General features: G+C 74.5%; 20 protein-coding genes and 1 tRNA gene. All 21 read right to left on the bottom strand.

The genetic code is table 11. The annotated features are described in order from the left end of the window. Window positions 1-5 precede the first annotated feature (5 nt). The 21 genes from V2J63_RS14420 to V2J63_RS14520 all read right to left on the bottom strand — a co-directional run bounded on the left by V2J63_RS14420 (window position 6) and on the right by V2J63_RS14520 (window position 22,486). Window positions 6-542, bottom strand: a complete 537-nt coding sequence (locus V2J63_RS14420) for an adenine phosphoribosyltransferase (protein ID WP_331231687.1) — start codon at window positions 540-542, stop codon at window positions 6-8. After that, window positions 539-1,663 carry a protein translocase subunit SecF gene (gene secF / locus V2J63_RS14425; protein WP_331231688.1) on the bottom strand — a complete coding sequence of 375 codons (1,125 nt, stop codon included), beginning with the start codon at window positions 1,661-1,663 and terminating at the stop codon, window positions 539-541. The genes V2J63_RS14420 and secF overlap by 4 nt, the downstream gene beginning before the upstream one ends. Continuing rightward, window positions 1,663-3,585 carry a protein translocase subunit SecD gene (secD, locus tag V2J63_RS14430; protein WP_331231689.1) on the bottom strand — a complete coding sequence of 641 codons (1,923 nt, stop codon included), beginning with the start codon at window positions 3,583-3,585 and terminating at the stop codon, window positions 1,663-1,665. The genes secF and secD overlap by 1 nt, the downstream gene beginning before the upstream one ends. Window positions 3,586-3,710: 125 nt before the next feature. Further along, window positions 3,711-4,181, bottom strand: coding sequence for a preprotein translocase subunit YajC (gene yajC / locus V2J63_RS14435; RefSeq protein WP_331231690.1), 471 nt, complete (start codon window positions 4,179-4,181; stop codon window positions 3,711-3,713). An 89-nt stretch (window positions 4,182-4,270) separates the two neighbouring features. Then, window positions 4,271-5,293, bottom strand: a complete 1,023-nt coding sequence (ruvB, locus tag V2J63_RS14440; RefSeq protein ID WP_331231691.1) for a Holliday junction branch migration DNA helicase RuvB — start codon at window positions 5,291-5,293, stop codon at window positions 4,271-4,273. Further along, entirely contained in the window at window positions 5,286-5,891 is a 606-nt protein-coding gene (gene ruvA, locus V2J63_RS14445) for a Holliday junction branch migration protein RuvA (RefSeq protein ID WP_331231692.1), read from the bottom strand. Before ruvA ends, ruvB begins: the two co-directional genes overlap by 8 nt. A gap of 55 nt (window positions 5,892-5,946) precedes the next feature. Then, a complete protein-coding gene (gene ruvC / locus V2J63_RS14450; RefSeq protein WP_331231693.1) occupies window positions 5,947-6,561 on the bottom strand; it encodes a crossover junction endodeoxyribonuclease RuvC in 615 nt (204 codons plus the stop codon). 66 nt (window positions 6,562-6,627) lie between these two features. Beyond that, window positions 6,628-7,389 carry a YebC/PmpR family DNA-binding transcriptional regulator gene (locus V2J63_RS14455; RefSeq protein ID WP_331231694.1) on the bottom strand — a complete coding sequence of 254 codons (762 nt, stop codon included), beginning with the start codon at window positions 7,387-7,389 and terminating at the stop codon, window positions 6,628-6,630. Window positions 7,390-7,440: 51 nt separating this feature from the next. Next, window positions 7,441-8,067, bottom strand: a complete 627-nt coding sequence (gene pdxT, locus V2J63_RS14460; RefSeq protein ID WP_331231695.1) for a pyridoxal 5'-phosphate synthase glutaminase subunit PdxT — start codon at window positions 8,065-8,067, stop codon at window positions 7,441-7,443. After that, window positions 8,067-8,732 carry an NUDIX hydrolase gene (locus tag V2J63_RS14465; RefSeq protein WP_331231696.1) on the bottom strand — a complete coding sequence of 222 codons (666 nt, stop codon included), beginning with the start codon at window positions 8,730-8,732 and terminating at the stop codon, window positions 8,067-8,069. Before V2J63_RS14465 ends, pdxT begins: the two co-directional genes overlap by 1 nt. Further along, window positions 8,729-9,655 (bottom strand): pyridoxal 5'-phosphate synthase lyase subunit PdxS, encoded by a 927-nt coding sequence (gene pdxS / locus V2J63_RS14470; RefSeq protein WP_331231697.1) that lies wholly within the window; start codon window positions 9,653-9,655, stop codon window positions 8,729-8,731. Before pdxS ends, V2J63_RS14465 begins: the two co-directional genes overlap by 4 nt. A 155-nt stretch (window positions 9,656-9,810) precedes the next feature. Continuing rightward, window positions 9,811-11,040, bottom strand: coding sequence for a PrsW family intramembrane metalloprotease (locus tag V2J63_RS14475; protein ID WP_331231698.1), 1,230 nt, complete (start codon window positions 11,038-11,040; stop codon window positions 9,811-9,813). Window positions 11,041-11,050: 10 nt separating this feature from the next. Further along, window positions 11,051-11,671 carry a hypothetical protein gene (locus tag V2J63_RS14480; protein WP_331231699.1) on the bottom strand — a complete coding sequence of 207 codons (621 nt, stop codon included), beginning with the start codon at window positions 11,669-11,671 and terminating at the stop codon, window positions 11,051-11,053. Beyond that, window positions 11,668-12,870: a glycosyltransferase family 4 protein gene (locus V2J63_RS14485; RefSeq protein ID WP_331231700.1), complete on the bottom strand. Its 1,203-nt coding sequence runs from the start codon at window positions 12,868-12,870 to the stop codon at window positions 11,668-11,670. The genes V2J63_RS14480 and V2J63_RS14485 overlap by 4 nt, the downstream gene beginning before the upstream one ends. Continuing rightward, window positions 12,870-13,820: a phosphatidylinositol mannoside acyltransferase gene (locus V2J63_RS14490; protein ID WP_331231701.1), complete on the bottom strand. Its 951-nt coding sequence runs from the start codon at window positions 13,818-13,820 to the stop codon at window positions 12,870-12,872. Before V2J63_RS14490 ends, V2J63_RS14485 begins: the two co-directional genes overlap by 1 nt. Further along, window positions 13,817-14,440, bottom strand: a complete 624-nt coding sequence (pgsA, locus tag V2J63_RS14495) for a phosphatidylinositol phosphate synthase (protein ID WP_434056342.1) — start codon at window positions 14,438-14,440, stop codon at window positions 13,817-13,819. Before pgsA ends, V2J63_RS14490 begins: the two co-directional genes overlap by 4 nt. Continuing rightward, the gene (locus V2J63_RS14500; protein ID WP_331231702.1) at window positions 14,434-15,039 is read right to left on the bottom strand and encodes an HIT family protein; all 606 of its coding nucleotides are present in this window, start codon (window positions 15,037-15,039) and stop codon (window positions 14,434-14,436) included. Before V2J63_RS14500 ends, pgsA begins: the two co-directional genes overlap by 7 nt. Window positions 15,040-15,045: 6 nt before the next feature. Then, window positions 15,046-17,058: a threonine--tRNA ligase gene (thrS, locus tag V2J63_RS14505; RefSeq protein ID WP_331231703.1), complete on the bottom strand. Its 2,013-nt coding sequence runs from the start codon at window positions 17,056-17,058 to the stop codon at window positions 15,046-15,048. 90 nt (window positions 17,059-17,148) lie between these two features. Beyond that, complete coding sequence (locus V2J63_RS14510; RefSeq protein ID WP_331231704.1) at window positions 17,149-18,168, bottom strand: hypothetical protein; 1,020 nt, start codon at window positions 18,166-18,168, stop codon at window positions 17,149-17,151. Continuing rightward, entirely contained in the window at window positions 18,165-21,635 is a 3,471-nt protein-coding gene (locus V2J63_RS14515; RefSeq protein ID WP_331231705.1) for a hypothetical protein, read from the bottom strand. The genes V2J63_RS14510 and V2J63_RS14515 overlap by 4 nt, the downstream gene beginning before the upstream one ends. Before the next feature lie 776 nt (window positions 21,636-22,411). Then, window positions 22,412-22,486 (bottom strand) — tRNA-Val (locus tag V2J63_RS14520). Window positions 22,487-22,504: the final 18 nt, after the last annotated feature.

The raw sequence follows: 22,504 nt of genomic DNA on the forward strand, positions 1-22,504 counted from the left end.
CCGGCTCAGTAGCTGAGGATGCTGTCCACCTCGTAGCCCTCGATGCGCGAGCGGCCACCGAGGGCGACGAGCTCGAGCAGCATCGACAGGGCGGCGACGGTCCCGCCGCTGCCCTCGATGAGCTCGATCGCAGCCGCCGCCGTCCCGCCCGTGGCGAGGACGTCGTCGATGACGAGCACGCGCGAGCCCTCCGCGACGGTCTCGGCCCGCAGCTCGAGTCGGGCGGTGCCGTACTCGAGGGAGTAGTCGACGCCGATGACCGGGCCGGGCAGCCGCCCGGCCTTGCGGACGGTGATCATGCCGACGCCGAGGGCGTGCGCGAGGGGCGCGGCGAGGATGAACCCGCGGGACTCGAGGCCGGCCACCGCGTCGATGCGCCCGCGGTAGCGCTCGGCGAGCGCATCGATGAGCGCGCCGAACGCAGGGCCGTCGGCGAGGAGCGGCGTGATGTCCCGGAAGAGGACGCCGGGCTCCGGGAAGTCCGGCACCTCGCGCACGTGGGAGCGCAGTAGCTCCGCGAGCTCGCTGGAGGAGGTCGTCATCGTCGTCCCTTCTTACGTCGGGGCTGTGCCACGTTGCCCCGGTGGTGGCCCGCGACGACCGCCTCGCCGGTGACCGGGGGGGCCGGCTGCGTGCCGTGCTCCGCGCCGGCGCTCGCCCGCTCGCTGGTCGCCGCTGCCCGCTCCGCGCGCGCCCGACGCTTGTCGAGGACCCGGGCGGTGTGCTCCTTGATGGTGTCCTCCCGCTCGTGGAGGGCGGCCTGGACGGGCGCGGCGATGAAGATCGACGAGAGCGTCGAGACGAGCATGCCGACGAAGAGCGCGAGGGCGATGTCGCGCAGGGTGCCGGCGCCGAGGAGCAGGGCGCCGACGAAGAGGATCGAGCCGACGGGCAGGAGCGAGGTCATCGACGTGTTGACCGAGCGGATGAGCGTCTGGTTGACGGCGAGGTTGGCGGCCTCGCTGTAGGTGCGCTCCTCCTGCTCGAGGAGGCCGGTCGAGTTCTCCCGGATCTTGTCGAAGACGACGACCGTGTCGTACAGCGAGTACCCGAGGATCGTCAGCAGGCCGATGACGGTCGCGGGCGTGACCTCCCACCCGATGAGCGCGTACACGCCGACGGTGAGGACGAGGTCGTTGAGGAGCGCGATCATCGCCGCCGCCGCCATCTTCCAGCTCCGGAAGTACGCGGAGAGGACGACCGAGACGAGGAGGATGAAGATGCCGAGGCCCTGGAGCGCCTGCCGCGTGATGTCCTCGCCCCACGAGGGGCCGATGAACGTCGACGCGACGTCGGCGACCGGCACGTCGTAGGTCTCGGCGAGCCCGGCGCGGACCTCGGAGGTCTGCTCGGTCGTCAGCTCCTCGGTCTGGATGCGCAGCGCCTCGTCGCCGACCGTCGAGATGCGCGCCGCCTGGTCCGCCCCGACCTCGTTGAGGACGTCGTGGGCGGGCTGCTGCTCGAGCGTCGAGGTGCCGGTGATCGTGAACTGCGACCCGCCGCGGAACTCGATGCCGGCGTTGAGGCCCTTGAAGGCGAGGAGGAGCAGCGAGATGAGGACGAGCGTCCCGCCGACGGCGAGCCAGGTCTTCCCGCGCTGGACGATCGGGAAGGAACGGCGCCCCGTGTGGAGGTCGTTGCCCATGGTGGCCAGCTTGGACATCAGCGCTCGTCCCCCGCACTCGTGTTGACGCTCTCGGCCGCCGCGGCGGCGGCCTCCTGCTCGCGCTGCTGCGCCGCGCGGCGCTCGGCGATGGTCATCCGCGGACCCTCCGGCGCAGGAGCCGCCGTGGCGCCCGTGCGCGGCACGGGCCCGCTCCGCTGCGGCGGGCGCGGCCGGCCGTGCCCGCGCGCCGTCGCCTCGTCGACACCGAGGCGCTCCGCGTTGAGGCCGGACATCGGGTGCCCCTCGCTGAAGAACCGGGTGCGGATGAGGACCTGCATGGCCGGGTGCGTGAACCAGAAGACGACGACGATGTCGATGAGGGTCGTCAGGCCGAGGGTGAACGCGAAGCCGCGCACCCCGCCGACCGCGAGGAAGTAGAGGACGACGGCGGCGAGGAGCGTGACGACGTCGGAGATGAGGATCGTGCGGCGGGCGCGGACCCAGCCCTCGTCGACGGCGGAGGCGATCGTGCGGCCCTCGCGGATCTCGTCCCGCATCCGCTCGAAGAAGAGGATGAACGAGTCCGCGGTGATGCCGACGGCGACGATGAGGCCCGCGACGCCGGCCAGCGAGAGCCGGTAGCCCTGGAGCCAGGAGAGCAGGACGATGACGCCGTACGTGAGGACGGCGGCGAGGACGAGGCTGGCGACGGCGACCGCGGCGAGGCCGCGGTACTGCCACACGAGGTAGGCACCGACGAGCACGAGGCCGATGAGGCCGGCGATGAGGCCGTTGCGCAGGTGCTCGCTGCCCAGCGTCGCGGAGATCTGCTCCTCGCTCTGGACCTCGAAGTTGAGGGGCAGCGAGCCGAAGTTCAACTGGTTCGCGAGCGTCGAGGCGCTCTCGCGGTCGAAGGTGCCGCTGATCTGCGCCTGGCCGTCCGGGATGACGGAGTTCATCGAGGGCGCGGAGATGACGAGACCGTCGAGCACGATGCCGAACTGGTTCTGGGGCGGCGCGAGGGACACGAGCCGCTGGCTCGTCTCACGGAAGAGGTCCGATCCCTCGCTGCCGAACTCGATGTTGACGACCCACTCGTTCGTCGTCGCGCCGGTGCTCGTCGTCCGCAGCCCGGAGTTCGCGCTGTCGACGTGGGTGCCCTCGACGTCGGCGGGGCCGAGGACGTACTTCGCCGTGCCGTCCTCGCCGCACGCGATGACGGGAGTCAGCGGGTCGTGCGCCGCACCGCCGGTGAGGTTCGCCGGGTCCGTGCAGTCGAGCGCGTACATGTCGTACGTCAGCTGCTCTGTCACCCACGCGACGTCGCTGTTCGACGTCGGGGCGGTGGCAGGCTCGGAGGAGAGCTCGCCGTCGCCGTCCACGTCCGCCGCCGTCATCGCGGCGGCCTCGATGTCCTCGCGCGCCGGGGGCGCGGTGGCCGGGGCGTCCGGCGTGGCGCCGTCCGTGGCGGCGTCGCTCACCGCGTCCGTGGCGGACTCGTCGGTGGCGGCGTCCGTGGCCACGGCGTCCGTGGCGGCGTCGGTTGCGGTCTCGCCGTCGGTGAGCGCCTCGTCGGGAGCCTCCCCCTCGGCGAGCGCGGCCTGGTCCGGGTCGATCGGGGTGGGGGCGGTGATCATGAGCACCGGCCGGAACCGGAGCTGCGCGGAGCGCCGGACGAGGTCGAGCGTCTCCTCGCTCGGCTCGCCCGGGAGGGCGACGACGATGTTGCCGGAGCCCTGCCGGGTGATCTCGGCCTCGGCGACGCCGGAGGCGTCGACGCGCTGGCGGATGATCGCGATGGCCTGGTTGAGGTCCTCGGGCGTGATCTCGTCGGTGGCGTCGGCGCCGTCGTCGAGCCGCGGGGTCAGCACGAGCTGGGTCCCGCCCTCGAGGTCGAGGGCGAGCTGCGGGGCGAACGAGGCCTCGTCGGACACCTGCGTCCCGGTGGCGACCGACCCGAAGATCGCGGCGATCGCCACGAAGAGGAGGACCAGGGTTCGTACGGGCCTAGGCCTCGCTGGAGGGCGGCCTGACTGTTGCGCCAACGACGTCTTCTCTCGAACGGGTCACGCGCGGCGTGACAGACATGGACCAGGCGGTCCGGCTAGATCTTCGGGTTGCGCGGCTCGTCGTCCTCGGGGCGCTCGATGACGACGGCGTCGCCGTCGGCGACGGTCGTCGTCGGCGCGTCGGTGTGACCGGCGCCGGCGTACGGCGCCGGTGCGTCCGAGAGCGCGGACGCGTCGTCGGGCACCTCGAGGCCGTCGGTCAGGGCGTGGGCGCCCTCGTCCGTGCCCGCGCCGTCCTCGTCCTCGACGACGGCGAAGGGCGGGTCGGCGAGCATCTGGATCGAGGCGCGGCGCCAGATGGTCTCGACGCCGGGGGTCGACTCGAGGGTGATCGCGTCGCCGTCGATGTCGACGATGCGTCCGTAGAAACCGCCCATCGTCATGACGTTCTGGCCCACCTCGAGGTTGGCGCGGAACTCGGCGGCGGCCTGCTGGGCCTTGCGCCCACCCCGGCCCATGAGCCACATCATGCCGACGAACAGGGCGATGATGATGAAGAACTCCACGGAAAGCACAACCCCTCGACGACGACAGAAACCTCGCCGAGTCTAGGTGACGCTCGCCGTGGCGGGGAACACCGCGCCGGTCGGGCCTCCTACTGCCACAGGGCACCGTCGTCCGGGCGGGCGAGGCCGAGGTGCGCGTACGCGGCTGGCGTCGCGATCCGCCCGCGCGGCGTGCGGGCCATGAGCCCCTCGCGCACGAGGAAGGGCTCGGCCACCGTCTCGACGGTCTCCGGCTCCTCCCCCACGGTGACGGCGAGCGTCGTCAGGCCCACCGGTCCCCCCCCGAAGCGCTCGCACAGCGCGCGCAGGACCGCGCGGTCGAGGCGGTCGAGGCCGAGCCGGTCGACCTCGAAGACGTCGAGCGCCCCGTGCGCGGCGCGCAGGTCGAGCTCGCCGGTTCCGCGCACCTGGGCCCAGTCCTGGACGCGCCGAAGGAGCCGGTTGGCGATGCGCGGTGTCCCCCGGGAGCGCGCGGCGAGCTCGCTCGCGGCGTCGGCGCCGAGCGGCGCGCCGAGGAGGCCGGCACTGCGGTGGAGCACCTGCTCGAGCTCGGCCGGCGAGTAGAACTCGAGGTGCCCCGTGAACCCGAAGCGGTCCCGGAGCGGGGCGGGCAGGAGCCCGGCGCGGGTCGTCGCGCCGACGACGGTGAACGGCGGCAGCGTGAGCGGGATGGCCGTGGCCCCCGGCCCCTTCCCCACGACGACGTCGACCCGGTAGTCCTCCATCGCGAGGTAGAGCATCTCCTCGACGGGGCGCGCGAGGCGGTGGATCTCGTCGATGAAGAGGACGTCCTTCTCCTGGATGGAGGAGAGGATGGCGGCGAGGTCCCCGGCGTGCTGGATCGCGGGGCCGGACGTGAGGCGCAGCGAGCCCTCGACCTCGTTCGCGATGATCATCGCCAGCGTCGTCTTGCCGAGGCCCGGCGGGCCGGAGAGCAGGACGTGGTCCGGCGTCGTGCCGCGCGCGTTGGCCGCGTCGAGGACGAGCGAGAGCTGGTCGCGCACGACCCGCTGCCCGATGAACTCGGCGAGGCGCCGCGGGCGCAGCGCCGCCTCGGCCGCACGCTCGACGTCGTCGGCGGCGGCCGAGAGGAAGTCGCGCTCCTCAGCCACGCCCGTGCCCGCCCAGGCGCTGGAGCGAGGCACGCAGGACCGCCGCGACGTCCGAGGGGGCGTCGTCGGCCGAGAGCACGCCGGAGACCGTCTCCGCGGCGACCTTCTCCGACCAGCCGAGCGAGACGAGCGCGTCGACGACGTCGGGCATCTCGCCGTCGGCGGGCGCCGGCGCAGGCGCCCGGTCCTGCCCGCGCGGGGGCCCGAGCTTGTCCCCGAGCTCGAGCACGATCCGCTGGGCGCCCTTGCGACCGATGCCCGGGACCCGCATGAGCGCGGCGAGGTCCTCCCCGGCGACGGCGCGGCGCAGGCCGTCCGGGTGGTGGACGGCGAGCATGGCCAGCGCCAGGCGGGGACCGACGCCGGAGACGGTCTGGACCGTCTCGAAGACGGACCGCTCGTCGTCGTCGGCGAAGCCGTAGAGCGTGAGGGACTCCTCCCGCACGACGAGCGCCGTGGCCAGGCGCGCCTCGCGGCCGACCGTCAGCGCGGCGAGGGTGGCGGGCGTGGCGTGGAGGAGCAGGCCGACGCCGCCGACCTCGACGACGGCGGAGTCCAGCCCTACGGCCTCGACCGTGCCTCGGACGGTGGCGATCACTGGGTACTCCCGCGCTCGGGCCCACAGGGGGCGAACATCTGTACGACCGTCGAGGTTAGCGTCTCCGCGCGAGCGTCGTGGGTCGGCGCGCCGCGCGCTCGGCCTCCGCCCACAGCCGCTGCGCCGCGGTGAGCGACGCGGGGCCGTCCGGCACGACCGCCACGCCGGACGCCGTCGGCCGTGGCGCCAGGCCCGGCCGGCCACCCCGCCACACGTGGCAGACCGCCAGGGCGAGCGCGTCCGCGGCGTCCGCGGGGCGCGGCGCCTCGCTCAGCCGCAGGATCCGCCGCACCATCTCCTGGACCTGGGCCTTCTCGGCGCGCCCGGAGCCGGTGACGGCCGCCTTGACCTCGCTCGGCGTGTGGAGCGCCACCGGGATGCCCACGCGCGCAGCCGCGAGCATCGCGATGCCCGCCACCTGCGACGTCCCGGTGACCGAGCGGACGTTCTGCTGGGCGAAGACGCGCTCGACGGCGACGACGTCGGGGCGGTGCTCGGCGATCCACGCCTCGATGCCCTCGGCGATCGCGAGGAGCCGCAGCGCGGGCGCGAGGTCCGGCGCGGTCCGCAGCACGCCGACCGCGGCGGCCGAGAGGGTCCGGTCGGCCGCGGAGTCGACGACGCCGAGCCCGCACCGGGTCAGGCCGGGGTCAACTCCGAGGACGCGCACTCCCCCACTGTGTCAGGGCCCGCCCACGCCCGGGGTGAGCGACACCCCGAGGCGGGCGGCGAGGGCTCAGTCCTCCGCGTCGAGCGCCGCCATGACCTCGTCGGAGGCGTCGAAGTTCGCGAAGACGTTCTGGACGTCGTCGCAGTCGTCGAGCGCGTCGATGAGGCGCAGGACCTTCCGTGCGCCGTCGACGTCGACCTCGACCTCCATCGACGGGACGAACTGCGCCTCGGCGGAGTCGTAGTCGAGCCCGGCCTCCTGCAGCGCGGTGCGGACGGCGACGACGTCGGTCGCCTCCGAGAGCACCTCGAAGGACTCGCCGAGGTCGTTGACCTCCTCCGCGCCCGCGTCGAGGACGGCGGCGAGCAGGTCGTCCTCGGTGAGGCCGTCGCTCTTGGGGACGACGACGACGCCACGGCGGTTGAACAGGTAGCTGACCGACCCCGGGTCGGCGAGGTTGCCGCCGTTGCGGGTGAAGGCGACGCGCACGTCGGAGGCGGCGCGGTTGCGGTTGTCCGTCAGGCACTCGACGAGGACGGCGACGCCACCGGGGGCGTAGCCCTCGTACATGATCGTCTGGTAGTCGGCGCCGCCGGCCTCCGCACCGGAGCCGCGCTTGACCGCGCGGTCGATGTTGTCCGCCGGGACCGAGGACTTCTTCGCCTTCTGGACCGCGTCGACGAGGGTCGGGTTCCCGGCGAAGTCACCGCCGCCCGTGCGCGCGGCCACCTCGATGTTCTTGATGAGCCGCGCGAAGAGCTTGCCCCGCTTGGCGTCGATCCCGGCCTTCTTGTGCTTGGTGGTTGCCCACTTGGAGTGGCCCGACATGTGCGCTCCTCGCTTCGGTAGTACCAGGGCAGGGACCGACCCGCCGCAGGCTCACGCCCCCGCAGCCCCGCGGACGATCTCGACGAAGTGCGCGTGCACACGCGCATCCCCACCGATCTCGGGGTGGAAGGCGGTCGCCAGCAGGACGCCCTGCCGAACCGCAACGATCCTACCGGCGGCCGGTCCGGATCCCACACGCGCGAGCACCGCGACGTCCGGGCCGGTGTCCTCGACCCAGGGGGCGCGGATGTAGACGGCGCGCAGCGGCGCGTCGCCGGCGGCGAGGTCGGGGGCGGGCAGGTCCTCCTCGAAGGAGTCGACCTGGCGCCCGAACGCGTTGCGCCGCACCGTCATGTCGATGCCGCCGAGCGTGCGCTGGTCGGTGGGCGCGTCGAGGACGCGGTCGGCGAGGAGGATCATGCCCGCGCACGAGCCGTAGACGGGCAGGCCCTCCTCGATCCGCTGCCGCAGAGGCCCGGCGAGCTCGAAGGCGTGGAGCAGCTTGTCGATCGTCGTCGACTCCCCGCCCGGCAGGACGAGCCCGTCGACGGCGGCGAGCTCGGCCCCGCGCCGGACGGTGACGGCGTGCGCGCCGCCGGCCTCGAGGGCGGCGAGGTGCTCACGCACGTCGCCCTGGAGCGCGAGGACACCGATCGTGGGCCGGGTCGCTGCCGGCATCAGACGTCGTGCTCGTCGAGGTGCGGGGTGTGGCCGTCCCACCCGGCGAGCAGGCGCCGCAGGCGCTCGGGCAGCGAGCGGGGGTAGACGACGGCGCCGCCGGCGACCGCCGCCTCGAGCTCGTCGAGGTGCCACCAGCGCATCTCGTCGAGCACCTCGCGCTCGAGCGCCGTCCAGCCGGCGTCGTCGACGTGCGTGACCTCGGCGCGGGCGAGGAAGAACTCCTCGTCCTGGCGGCACGTCACCCGGGCGAAGTCGAAGAGCGCGCTGCGGGACAGGACCGGGCCGACGAGCAGGGCGGGGTCGATGACGAGCCCGGTCTCCTCGCGCAGCTCGCGCACGGCCCCCGCGCGGGTGCCCTCCCCCGGCGCGAGCCCGCCGCCGATCGTGAACCACCACGACCGGGTCGCCTCGCCGGCGTCGTGCCCCCGCACGAGCAGGACCCGGTCCTCGTCGTCGAGCACGATGACGCGCGCCGCCCGGCGGAACGGCACGCCGTCGGGTCCCGGGGTCCACTCGGGACCCAGGCCGTACGCGTCGACCACGTCGGGCAGGTCCGCGCCCGCGCCGTCCCCGCCCGCCGCTGCCTCGCGTGCGCCGCTGAGCGAGCCGGCGGGCCGGTCGGTCCCGCCGGCGTCGCTACCGGGCGTCCCTGCGTGGCTCACCAGCCGCGCTCGGCCAACCGGTGCGGGACGGGGATCTCGTCGACGTTGATGCCGACCATGGCCTCGCCGAGCCCGCGCGAGACGCTGGCGATGACGTCCGGGTCGTCGTGGAACGTCGTCGCCCTGACGATGGCGGCGGCGCGCTCGGCCGGGTTGCCGGCCTTGAAGATGCCGGAGCCGACGAAGACGCCCTCGGCGCCCAGCTGCATCATCATCGCGGCGTCGGCAGGCGTCGCGATCCCACCGGCCGTGAAGAGGACGACGGGGAGCTTCCCGGCACGCGCCACCTCGGCGACGAGCTCGTACGGGGCCTGCAGCTCCTTGGCGGCGACGTAGAGCTCGTCGTCGGCAAGCGTCGTGAGGCGGCGGATCTCGGCGCGGATCGTGCGCATGTGCGTCGTGGCGTTGGAGACGTCTCCGGTGCCGGCCTCGCCCTTGGAGCGGATCATCGCCGCGCCCTCGGTGATGCGGCGCAGGGCCTCGCCGAGATTGGTCGCGCCGCACACGAAGGGGACGGTGAAGCGCCACTTGTCGATGTGGTTGGCGTAGTCGGCGGGCGTGAGGACCTCGGACTCGTCGACGTAGTCCACGCCGAGGCTCTGCAGGACCTGCGCCTCGACGAAGTGCCCGATGCGGGCCTTGGCCATGACCGGGATGGAGACCGAGGAGATGATGCTGTCGATCATGTCGGGGTCGCTCATCCGGGACACGCCGCCCTGGGCGCGGATGTCGGCCGGCACGCGCTCGAGGGCCATGACGGCGACGGCCCCCGCGTCCTCCGCGATCTTCGCCTGCTCCGCGGTGACGACGTCCATGATGACGCCGCCCTTGAGCATCTCCGCCATCCCGCGCTTGACGCGTGCGGTGCCGGACTGCGGCGTGGACGTGGCGCCCACGGACGTGCTGGGGGACTGCTCTGACACGGAAGACCTCGCTGGTCGGTGCGGACGTCGGGCGGGGTCACTGTAACCGCGCCGCTGCCCGAGGCACCGAGGCGTCCGCCCGTCGACCGGCTGCCCGGCGCGGCCCGTGAGCCCTTCTCGCGGACGGGCGGGTGCCGGTGGTGGCGGCCGGGTGGTCAGCCGCGGGCAGCAGCTCCCGCGAACTCGTGCCGGCTCGCCGTCACGCGCTCGAGGAGGGCGCGCTCGTCCGCTCCCTGCCGCAGGTCGGCACGCCCGGTCGCCGCGCGCTGGCGCGCGAACGCGAGCTCGGTCGCGGCCCGCTGGAAGCGCGTCATCGCCGCGCCGGCACCGCGCCCGGACGCCCACGCCCGCGCCCGCCGCCGAGCCGGGAACGAGGTGAGCATCGCGACCTCGTGGGGCGCGAACCACCCGGCCGCCGCGTACTCGCCCAGGCGGGCGCCGATGACACCACGCTCCTGCCGGCGCAGCCACAGCACGAGCACGACGACGCCGACGAACAGCGGGACCTGCACGAGGCCGTACAGCGCGAAGAACGTCCCGGCCACGGCGCTGCCGTTCCACAGCGCGTGGAGGACGACGGCGACGAACCACCCCGCCGGGAACGCCAGCACCCACGCGGCGCGTGAGCGGGACCGGGAGGCGAGGCCCAGCGCGACGCCGATCGCCGCCGTGAAGATGACGTGCGCGAACGGGGACATGATGCCGCGCATGATGAAGACCGCCGGCAGCGTCTCGATCGACTCCCCGAAGTAGAGAATGTTCTCGACGAACGCGAAGCCCGCGCCGACGGTGGCCGCGTAGACGATCCCGTCCACCGGGCCGTCGAAGTAGCGCCGGCGCGCGAGGAGGATGAGCAGGACGCCGAGTCCTTTCGCGCTCTCCTCGACGAGCGGCGCGGAGACGACGGCACCGACGGTCTCCGCCGTCGTCACGTCACCGGTGGTGGCGTAGACGGCCATCGAGACCGCGGTGTTGAGCACGAGCGAGACGAGCGTGGCCACGCCCGCTCCCCACAGGAGCGCGAAGAGGAGGGTCAGCCGCGGCTCGGGCTCCCAACGGTCGACCCACCGGATCCCGAGGAGGACGACGACGAGGGGGACGAGCGCGACGACGCCGCCGGCGACGGCGGCGCCGGACCCGGTGATGTCGGCGATCTGGCCGATCGAGACGAGCGTGACGATGCCGACGAGGACGACCGCGAGGACGCCCCAGACCGGCGTCCCCCGGCGGGACGCCGGCTCGGGCCACCGCGGGCCTGCCGTCCCCGGAGGGGCGCCCTGGCCCCAGGGGGGTGGCGTGGCCCCCGCATGGACGTGCGCGGCGCCGACCGTGCGCGACGGCGGGTAGGGCTCGCTGGGCCGCAGCCCCGGGGTGTAGCCAGACATGGGGAAGAGACTAGGGGTCTGTGCGGGGCACGCGGGCCGGGCGGGCGTCGTCCATGTCGAAGGCGACGGGCATGGGGGCGTGGCCGGCCAGGCGCAGGAGGCGCACGATGGGCTGCGCGCGCAGCCGCCGCACCTCCGTCACGTGCGCGTTGTGGAACCGGCGGGCGAGCTCGAGCCGGTACCAGGCTCCCTCGAGGCGGTCGAGGGCAGCGGTGGCGAGCGGGTCCGCGACGAGGTCCTCGCCCGCCGGGTGCTCGGCGAGCACCGCGCGCAGGGTCCGGGACAGCTCGCTCTCGACGAGCCCGCGGTCGACGTCGGGGACGAGGAGCTCCTCGGGCTCGCCTGCGTCGGCCGCCCCCTCGAGGCCGTCGTGGACGACTCCGGCCGGTGCGCTCGCGGCGGCCCGCTGCGCGACGTCGGCGAGGATGACCGACTCGACGGGGTCGAGCGCGCCGCACGTGGCGAGCTCGAGGGCCGCGGACGCACGCTGCGCCAGCTGCGCCTCGAGCGTCGTGCGCGAGCGCAGGACCTTGCGGTGGAGCCGGTCGACGCGCGAGGCCTGGAGCCACAGGAGCCAGCCGAGGGCGACGAGGACGAGGACGGCGACGAGGGCCCACCCCTCCCAGCTCATGAGCGTCCTCCCGTGCGCGTGTCGCCGTCCATGACGGCGCGCAGGCGCCCGAGCATCGTGCGGGAGCGCGGGTCCTCCCGGACCTGGGAGTGCGCGGCGGCCGTGACGAGCTCGTAGACGGCGAGCACCTGGGCGGTGACGACCTCCCAGTCGTAGCGGCGCACGGCGGTGCCGGCCGCCCGCCGCAGGAGGGCGGTGCCGTGGCGGTCGGCGAGGACGCCGGCGAGGGTCGTCGCGAGGGCCGCGGCGTCCCCGCGGGGGAAGAGCGTGCCGAGGCGCCCGTCGTCGAGCACGGACCGGAACGCCGGGATGTCGCTGGCGACGACGTGCGCCCCGGCGCTCATCGCCTCGACGAGAACGATCCCGAAGCTCTCGCCGCCGGTGTGCGGGGCGACGTAGACGTCGACGGAGGCGAGGAGAGACTCCTTCTCGGCGTCGCTGACAGGCCCGAGGAACGCGACCGAGTCGCCGTAGCGCTCGAGGGCGAGGCGGTGCTCCTCGACGTCGCCACGGCCGGCGATGAGGAAGCGGGCCCCGGGAACGGCCGCGAGCACCGCCGGGATCGCCTCGACGAGGATCGGCAGCCCCTTGCGCGCCTCGTCGAGGCGGCCGAGGAAGGCGACGGTCGGGCGCTCGTCTGTGCCGCTCCAGGCCGGCGCCGGCGGCGCGTCGGCGAACGTGCGTGTGTAGACCCCGTTCGGCACGACGACGGCGTCCCCGCCCAGGTGCTCGACGACGGTGCGCCGCGCCTCCTCCGAGACGGCGATCCGTCCGCTGATCTTCTCGAGGAGCGGGCGTACGAGGGGCGAGGCGACCTGGAGCGAGCGGGAGCGGTTCATGGCCGTGTGGAAGGTTCCGACGATGGGCCCGTCGGCGATCCACAGCGCGAGCATCGACAGGCTCGGGGTGATCGGCTCATGGAGGTGGAGGACGTCGAACGAGCCGTCCTCGAGCCAGCGCCGGGTGCGGGCCGCGGTGACGGGTCCGAAGCTGAGCCGGGCGACCGAGCCGTTGTAGGGCACGGCGACGGTCCGCCCGGCGCTGACGACGTAGTCGGGCACCGGGGTGGACTCCTCGGCCGGGGCGAGGACGCTCACCTCGTGGCCGAGGCGGATGAGCTGCTCGGCGAGGTCCCGGACGTGGAACTGGACGCCGCCGGGGAAGTCGAAGGAGTACGGGCAGACGATCCCGACGCGCATCAGGGTGCCTCCTGCTGGCTCCGTGCGAGCCGCTCGGGGTCGAGGTCGGCGACGAAGACCTTCTGGAGCATGTGCCAGTCGGTCGGGTGCTCGGCGATGCCCGCGGCGAGCACGTCGACCCACGCCTGGCTCATCGCCCGGACGGCGTCGGCCTTCGCCGCGCCGGCGGGCACGCTGATCTCCGCGCTGAAGTCGATGACGATCCCCCACCGGCTCCCGGCGGCCTGCGCCCGGGCACCGCGGAGCCGCTCGTGCCGGATCATCGCGACGTGGAGCGGGGCGTGGGCGGTGAGCGCGAGGGAGGCCGGGCCCGCGGCGACGCGCATCGGCGTGCCGAACGCCTCGACCTCGACACCACTGCGGGAGAGGTCGCGGTCGGCGAGGAGCGGGATGATCCGGGGCCCCGAGCGCGCGTGGCGGAGGAGGTCGCGGAACGTGTTCCCGTCCTTCTCCAGGGGGATGATCGTCATGCCCAGTCCCTCGCGGAACGTGAGGAAGCTCTGGAACAGCTCCTCGGGCTGGAGGTGCTCGGCGACCGTGACGACGTGGCCGAGGTGCTTCTCGGCCCACGCGCCGGCGAGGTCCCAGTTCCCGTTGTGGCCGAGGGCGAGGACGACGCTCCCGCCTGTGGCGAGCTGCTCGCGGAGCGGGCCGTCGCCCGTCGCACGCACCCGCTGGGCGAGCTGCTCCGCGCTGACGGAGGGCAGCCGCAGCGCCTCCTCGTAGTAGCGCATGTAGGAGCGCATGCCGGTCCGCGTGAGCCGGCGCAGGGTGCGGCGCCCGGTGCCCGGCCGCACGCGGGCGAGGTTCGCCTCGAGCTGGCTCACGCCCCCGATCCGCAGCGCCCACGCGAGGTCCGCCACCGTCCGGAACAGCCCCGCGGAGACCGGCGCGGGCAGGCGCGGGACGATCCGGGTGGCGCGGACGAGGAGGGCCCCGCCGTCGATCACGGGAGTGCTCCTGGGGCGTCCTCACGCGTCTGGCGGCGGACGGCCGCCATCCGCTGCCCCACGGTGTACAGGCTCGCCGCGGCGAGCACGCCGAGGGCCGCGGTCAGGACCCACGCGGGCAGGCCGAGCCCGACGGCGAGAACGGCGGCGAGGACGAGGAAGAGCCGGTCGGCACGCTCGGCGATGCCGCCGGACGCGGTGAGGCCGAGGCCCTCGGCGCGGGCACGCGCGTAGGGGACGACGCTGCCGAGAACGAGGCACGCGAGGGCGAGCGCGAGGGCGAGGTCGTCCTCGCGCCGCGCCGCCCACACGACGAGTCCGGCGAAGATCGCCGCGTCGGAGGCACGGTCGAGCGTCGAGTCGAGGAACGCGCCCCAGCGGGAGGAACGCCCGAGCATCCGGGCCATCTGGCCGTCGATGCTGTCGGCGAGGACGAGGACGCCGATGACGAGCGACGCGGCCACGAAGTGACCGGTCGGGATCAGCCACAGGGCGACGCCGACGACGGCGGCGGTCCCGACCACCGTCACGGCGTCGGGACTGACCCCGGCGCGGACGAGGAGGCGCGCGACGGGTCCGAACACGGCGGTGGTGAAGCCCCGCCCGGACGTGCTCAGCACCCCGGCTCCCCCGCACCGGCGCCGGTCTGCTCCGCCCAGGCGGCGGCGAGGAGGCGGCGGGTGTCGTCGAGCACGGCGGGCAGGGCCTTGGTCTGGGCGATGATCGGGAGGAAGTTTGCGTCGCCGCCCCAGCGCGGGACGACGTGCTGGTGGACGTGCGCGGCGATCCCCGCCCCGGCCACCGACCCCTGGTTCATCCCGAGGTTGAAGCCGTGGGGTGCGCTGGCCGCTCGGATGACCCGCATCGCCGTCGCGGCCAGCTCCCCGATCTCCGCGCGCTCGGAGGGCGTGAGGTCCGTCCAGTCCGCCACGTGGCGGTAGGGGCACACGAGGACGTGGCCGGGGTTGTAGGGGTAGAGGTTGAGCACGACGTACGCGGCGGTGCCCCGGTGGACGATGAGGCTCGTGCCGTCGTCACCGTCGGGCGCCCGGCAGAACGGGCACTGGGCCTCGCTCGGGTCCGTCGGCTTGTTCTCCCCGCCCACGTAGACCATGCGGTGCGGCGTCCACAGGCGTTCGAACGCGTCCGGCACGCCGGGGTGGGCGCCGGCCGGCTCGGGCGCGAGCGGAGCCGGGGAGCCGTCGTCGGGCTGCGTCACGCCTGGCTACACCTGCTCCCGCGCCGCGATCGAGGCGAGGATCGTATCGACCGCCTCAGCCACGGGCACGCCGTTGCGCTGCTCGCCGCTGCGGTACCGGAAGGAGACGGCGCCCGCCTCGGCGTCCTCGCCGCCCGCGATGAGGACGAAGGGCACCTTGTCCTTCGTCGCGTTGCGGATCTTCTTGTTGAAGCGGTCGTCGCTGTCGTCGAGCTCGGCGCGCACGCCCCGGGCGCGGAGCTGGGCGACGACGTCGGCGAGGTAGTCGTTGAAGGGCTCGGCCACCGGCACCGCGAGGACCTGGACGGGCGCGAGCCACGCCGGGAACGCACCCGCGTAGTGCTCGAGCAGCACGGCGAAGAACCGCTCGATCGAGCCGAAGAGGGCGCGGTGGATCATGACCGGGCGCTGCCGGGAGCCGTCCGAGGCCGCGTACTCGAGGTCGAAGAGCTCGGGGAGGTTGAGGTCGAGCTGGACGGTCGACATCTGCCACGTGCGCCCGATGGCGTCCTTGGCCTGGACCGAGATCTTGGGGCCGTAGAACGCGGCGCCGCCCGGGTCGGAGACGAGCTCGAGGCCGGATTCGACGGCCACGGAGCGCAGTGTCTCGGTCGCCTCCTCCCACAGCTCGTCGCTGCCGACGAACTTCTCCGGGTTCTTCGTCGAGAGCTCGAGGTAGAAGTCGTCGAGGCCGTAGTCCCGCAGGAGGTCGAGGACGAAGCTGAGGGCGCTCGCGATCTCGGCCTTCATCTGCTCGCGGGAGGCAAAGATGTGCGCGTCGTCCTGCGTGAAGCCGCGGGCACGGGTGAGGCCGTGGACGACGCCGGACTTCTCGTACCGGTAGACCGTGCCGAACTCGAAGAGCCGTAGCGGCAGCTCGCGGTAGGAGCGCCCGCGGGAGCGGTAGATGAGGATGTGCATCGGGCAGTTCATCGGCTTGAGGTAGTAGTCCTGCCCCGCCTTGCGGACCACGCCCTCCGCGTCGACCTCGGCGTCGAGCTGCATCGGGGGGTACATGCCGTCCGCGTACCAGTCGAGGTGGCCCGAGAGCTCGTACAGGCGCGACTTCGTGATGTGGGGGGTGTTGACGAAGGAGTAGCCGGCCTCGATGTGCTTGCGCCGCGAGTACTCCTCCATCTCGTTGCGGATGATGCCGCCCTTGGGGTGGAAGACCGCGAGCCCCGAGCCGATCTCGTCCGGGAAGGAGAAGAGGTCCATCTCGCTGCCCAGGCGCCGGTGGTCGCGGCGCTCGGCCTCGGCGAGGCGCTCCAGGTGGGCGCGCAGCTCGTCCTTGCTCGGCCAGGCGGTGCCGTAGATGCGCTGGAGCTGGGGGTTCTTCTCGCTGCCCCGCCAGTAGGCGGCGGCCGAGCGCATGAGGGAGAAGCCGTTGGCGATGAGCCGCGTGCTCGGCAGGTGCGGCCCGCGGCACAGGTCCTTCCACGCGACCTCGCCGCCGCGGCGGACGTTGTCGTAGATGGTGAGCTCGCCGGCACCGACCTCGACGCTCGCGCCCTCGGCGGCGCCGTCGGCCTCCCCCGAGCCCTTGAGCCCGATGAGCTCGAGCTTGTACGGCTCGCCCGCGAGCTCGGCGCGCGCCTCGGCGTCGGTGACGACACGGCGGACGAAGGTCTGGCCCTCCTTGATGATGCGCTGCATCGCCTTCTCGAGGGCCTTGAGGTCCTCGGGCGTGAAGGGGGTCTCGACGTCGAAGTCGTAGTAGAAGCCGTCGGTGATGGGCGGGCCGATCCCGAGCTTGGCGTCGGGGTTGACCTGCTGGACCGCCTGGGCGAGGACGTGGGCGCTCGAGTGGCGCAGGATCGCGAGCCCGTCGGGGCTGTCGATCGTCACGGCCTCGACGACGGCACCCGCGGGCAGCGCCGAGAGGTCGGTGGCGAGGTCGCGCAGCTCCCCGTCGACGCGGACGGCGACGACGTCGCGCCGGTCGGCGAAGTGCTCGGTGCCCGTCGTGCCGTCGGCGAGGATGCGCTCGACGCCATCGATGATCTGCTGCTCGGGCACGGAGAGGCTCCTCGGACGGTCGGGAAGTGACGGGTGCGATCGTACCCATCCCGCCGCGGCTCCCCGCCGCACCGTGGCGACGCGGTGGTTCTACCCGGCGCGATGCCGCCGGGCAGCCTCGTACGCCGCCCGTGCGGCGTCGAACCGCCCAGGCCCCAGGCGGTCGCGGAGCTGCTCGAGCAACGGTCGGGTCAGCTGGCGGCCGGCCTCCGCACCGAGGAGATCCCCGATGCTCGCCCACGCCGTGGCCAGCCGCTCGTAGGCCGTCACGTCGTCGTCGAGGGACTCGGCGGCCCGGGCCGCCTCGCTGGCGGCCATGAGGTAGGCGATCGGGTCGCCGGCATCGAGGGCGCCCGCCCGCGCGTCGTCGAACCGCCGGAGCGCGAGCGCCGGGTCCCCCGCGAGCATCGCTACCCGCCCGCCCACGATGCCGCGCTGCGCGGCGACGGCGCCGTCGGCGGGGGCCTGCGCGACGACGCCCGCCCACACCTCCTCGCCGACAGCGGGATCGACGTGGGCGACGCTCACGGCCGCACCGAGTGCCGCGGCCTCCCCTTCCGCACGGTGACCGTGGTCGAGGAAGATCGCCTCGGCGTCCATGAGATCGCGTGCCGCGTCCCGCCACGCCTCCGCAGCGACGGCCGCGGCAGCCCGCCGCTGGAGCACCCGGGCGAGCACGAGCGCGTCCTCGCTGCCGGCGAGCTTGGCGACCACCGCACCGAAGCGCTGCCGGGCGGCCTCCACCTCGCCCCCGGCGAGGTCCTGCTCGGCGCGCTCCATCTCGAGCGCGCCCAGGACGGCGTCGGGGAGGTCCGGAACGGCGAGCGCCCGCTCGAGGTCGTGCCGTGCCGCGCCGAGGTCCCCCCGCAGGCGCTGGGTCGCCGCCGCGAGGAGGAGGGTGTGCCCGTGCCGGTCATGGTCACCCGTCACGTCCCAGAGGCCGGCGGCCTCCTCGAGCGACGCCGCGGCTGTGCCGAGGTCGCCGCCCTCGGTCGCCGCGGTGGCGAGGTCCTCGAGGGCCGTGGCGAGCGCGGCAGGTGCGGCCTCGTCGCGCCACCTCGCCACCGTCGTGCGGGCACGGCGGACATCGGGGTGCTCGGACACGGTCATCGCACCTCCTCCGCCTCGAGCCCCTGGGCGACGAGCCCCGCGCGAGCCGTCGCGACCGCCGCGTCGCGGGCCGCCCTGTGCTCGCCGGCCCATGCTCGCATGCGGGCGAGCAGGTCGTCGTGGCGGGCCTGCGTCTCCCGCTCCTCCGCCACTGCCGCCCCATGCTCAGCCTGGGCCTGCGCGCCGACCGCGTCGGTCTCACCAAGGGCTGCCTGGTTGCGCGCACGGAGCTCGGCCACCTGCACCTCGCCCCGGACAAGTTCCTCCGTGGTCCGGCGGTTCTCCTGTGCCACGGCACCGATGCGCTGGTGGTTCGCGGCGATCCCCTCGCGTCGCCCGGCGAGCTCCCCCTGGGCGGCGTCCGCGTCCCGCACGCGGCCCAGCGCCGCGATGAGCCGGGTGACGTCACGGCCCGCCGCGCGGGCGTCCGCGCCGAGGTCACCCGGCAGGTACCCGAAGAGGTGGGCGAGTCCTTGGAACGTCCGCAGGCTCCCGACGAGGGTGGCGACCGCGGCGCCCTCCTGGCTCGTGCGCCCGAGCGTGCCGAGGGCCTCCCCCGCCGTCTGCTGCTGCTGCGCGTTCGTCGCGTCCGTCCGGCCCGTGGCGCTCGTCTGCTGCTGGGCACCGGTCGTCAGTCCCTGGGACACGGTCGCCGCCCGCCCGAGCCGTGCGTCCTCGGCCCGCTGGCCCGCCGCCTGGGCAGCCATCCGGTACCGGGTGCGCGCCAGCTCCTCCTGGGCCGACCGGGTCACCGCGACGCGTTCGCGCAGCACGGCCAGCTCGGCCGTGGTCCCGGGCGGAGGTGGGTACGCCGGGCTGACCGGGAGCTCGAGGGCCTCTCCCGGGCGCAGCCCCGTGACCCGCGCGGTATACCCCGGCCCCGCGGCCGGGGCGCGCGCCGGGTCGTCCTCCTCCTCGCGTGCCAGTCCGCGGCCCTCGCGGATCCCGACGATGCCCGGCCCGCCGCGCAGGGCTCGGGACGTCTCCTCGATCCGGGCCCCGGCTCCGGCACGGTCGGTGCCGAGCTGGGCCTCGGCGGCGTCGCGGACCGCCTGCCCCTGCGCCGGCGTCGCTGCGCTCGCTCCCACGCCGGCGCGCTGCTCGAAGTCCGCGAACGAGGCGTACCGCTGCGTCGTGGTGCGCCCGGTGGGGGTCGTCGTCCTCACCTGGAGCGGCAGCGGGTGCGTGGGGTCGTAGGTGAAGTGGGTGGAGCCGTAGCCGACGTGCGCGCCCGTCGAGTCGTAGACGGGGAAGTGGAGCTCGGACGTCTGGCGCTGCCCCACGGGTCCCTCGCCGTGCTGGTACTGCAGGACGCTGAGGTCGCCGCCTGCCTGGGACGGTTGGGTCACGAGGTCCCGCATGACCTGGTCGGTCTCGACGGGGTGGCTGTGGTAGACGAGCTCGAGCCGCCCGCTCGCCCCCGCCGGCGGCGCGACGCTGCCCGGCCCGCCCTGCATGACGTGGTACGTGCCCGCGCCGTCGCGCCACACACCCGACTCACGCGCCGGATCCGCCTGGACCTGCGCCTGGTACTGGGCCATCGCGTCCGCCCGGGACGTCGTGGCCGCCGTCTGGGTGTGGTCGGGGACGGGCGGCCCGCTCGCGGGTGCACCGCCCGGCGCCCGGCCCGCGGGCCCGGGTGCCGGGGAGGCCGGTGCCGGCGCGTCCGCCTCGGCGCGGGTCCCGCCGCTGAACGTCGCGTCCCAGTCGATGTCGTCGAACCCGGCGACGTCCTCGCCGCTGAGCCGCGCGCCGCGGCGTTGCTCGGACGCCGCCCGACGGCCGCGCGCGGACCTCGGGTTGGTGACGCGCGTACCCGCTGCCGCCGCGTCGGCCCGCGCCTGAGCACCTCCGCCCGCGTCGCCCGCGCCCCACATCTCGGCGAGCGCTGCGAGGGCGCGATGGGTGGGGTCGGTGGCCTGCTCGGGCGTGATCTCCCCGCGGGCGATCGCGGTGTCCACCGCCTGCTGGTGGCGGTCGAGCGAGGGGAGAAGGAGGTCGTCGACGAGGTTGCGAGGTCCACCGCGGGACTGCAGGTCCGCCGTCGCGACGTTGTCGAGCGCAGTCTTGTGGCTGGCGACCGCCGCGTGCTCGGCGATGGTGGTGGCGTTGTTGTAGTCCGCGCCGTCGCTCCTGCCGCTGGGTGTGGTCCGCTGCCAGTCAGGCGCGCCGTGCTTCGGGTCGAACGTGGCGTCACGCACCTGGGCGCCCGGGATGACGTGCTCGGAGATGAGCGCGTCGCCCCGGGGGCCCTGGTGCCCGTGCCGGGCGATGTCCCCTGCCTGGGCGGAGGCGGTGTTGCGGCGTCCGTGGACGGAGAGCGCGCTGTCCGAGAAGTCGCCGCGGATGACGACGTCGGGCGTCGGTGGTGCGTCCGGGGACGGGCTCGTGCCGGCGTCCCCTCGCGGGGCTGGGGCAGGGGCCGGGGCAGGACCCGGAGATGCGCTCGGGGCCGGAGGCGGGACCGCGTCGGCCTCCGGCCGCGGGGCGGGCGCCTCGGGCATCTCGACGTGCAGGCGCGGTCCGGCCTCGGACGTCGAGGAGCGCGGTGGGGCTCCGCCCGTGGCGTGCTCCTGCAGACGTGTGATGCCACGGTCGGCGCGGGTGCCCCCGGCCTGCCCCACGTGCCCGCCGGCCTTGGCGGCAAGGGCGCCCGCCACGGCGCCGGTGACCTGCCCCGCCGCGGCGGAGAGCGCCGCGCCCTGCTGCTCGACCGTGGCCGGGTCGCCCTGGGACTCGAACGCGTGCAGGGCGCGCAGCGCGGCGACGACAGGACGGATGATCGCGCTGACGATGAGGCCGACGGCGGTCGTCGCGATGTTCATGCCGATACCGATGGCGGAGAGGGTCGCGGCCAGCGGGGACAACGCGCCCGCCGAGAGGATGGCGCCGACCCACATCCCCACCGCTATGCCGCCCAGGACGCCGGCGACGACGTCCATGATGGCGGTCGTCACGTCGAGCAGCTCCGCGAGGCCCTCGAGGTCGTTGGCGAGGCGCTCGTACCCCGTGCCTGTCCCGATGCGCCCGATGGTCTGCCCGGTCGCCCCCCAGTCGCGCATCGCCAGGCCCGCGACAGCCATGACGCCGCCGATGGCCGAGCCGAGACCCGGCACGGGTGTGGCGCTCAAACCGCGCGAGACGGCCAACGTCGCGAGGCGCCGCCCGGCGACCTGGCCGACGGCCGCGCCGATCGCGCTCATCGCGAAGCCCATGACGACGCCTCCGGCGGCGCCGCTCACCGCGCCCTGCCCGGTCATCTCGAGGAGGAACCGCGCCCGCTGGTCGCTCCCCGCGGTGCCGAGGTCCCCGAACGAGCCGGTCCACCGCTCGTGCTCGGCGAGCTCGGTATCGATGAGGTCGAGGTCGGTGCCGGGCCCAGCGACGCCGACCTCGAACATCTCCTGGCCGGCTTGATCGACGTCAGCGTCGCCCCCGCCGGCCGCTGTGCCCGGGTGGGTCGCCACCGCCCCACCAGCCCCGGAACGAGCGCTGCCCCCGTGCTGTGACCGCTCGGCACCGGACGGACCGGTACGGAGCGGAGCGGCCACCGCGCTTCCGATGAGGCCGCCCGGCGCCTCGAGCGGCGCCCCCACGCCCGGCGCCACCGTGCCGTGATTCGCGGTGGCGGGATCCGCCGTGGCGGGGTCGGCCGCGGCGGGAGCAGCCGCACCGGGATCCCCCTCGCTCTCGCGCCTCGTCGCACCCGCTGCTCCTGAGGGCGGGTCCGCCACGGCCCACCCCGCGGTACCGGCACCCACGGGGCGTGACCCACCGGTCTCGCCGGCAGGACTCGCGACGTCGGGCACTGCTGCGCGCTCGTCGGTGCCCGGTCCGGTGCGTCCACCCGTGGCTCCGAGCAGCTGGCTCACGGCGTGGTTGCCGACGAGGCGCTGCATCTGGACGACCTGCGCGATCGTCGTGCCGGGCGACGCGTGTCCGCGCGGTGCTGCCCGCGTGAGCGGGTGCACGGCGGCCCCGGCGCGGGGCTCGGCCCGGCCGGTCGTGGGCGCGCGGTTCCCACGCGCCCCTTGCGTCACTGCGCGTGCGACGTCACGTTGACCGCGTGCAGCCGGCTCCACCGTCCGACGATCGCACCGGTCACCCGCAGGATGAAGCGCCGGACGCAGGACGGAAGGGCACGGCCGCGTGCCCTTCCGGGCAGCCTCCGTGCCGCGGGCGCACGGCGCCGGAGACGCCGACGGCCCCCGACCTCGTCGAGGGGTCGGGGGCCGTTCGCGGGTGGTGGGCGATACTGGGTTCGAACCAGTGACCTCCTCGGTGTGAACGAGGCGCTCTACCACTGAGCCAATCGCCCGCGGGAAGAGATACTAAC

The organism is Georgenia wangjunii, assembly GCF_036421975.1.
GTDB lineage: Bacteria > Actinomycetota > Actinomycetes > Actinomycetales > Actinomycetaceae > Georgenia_A > Georgenia_A wangjunii.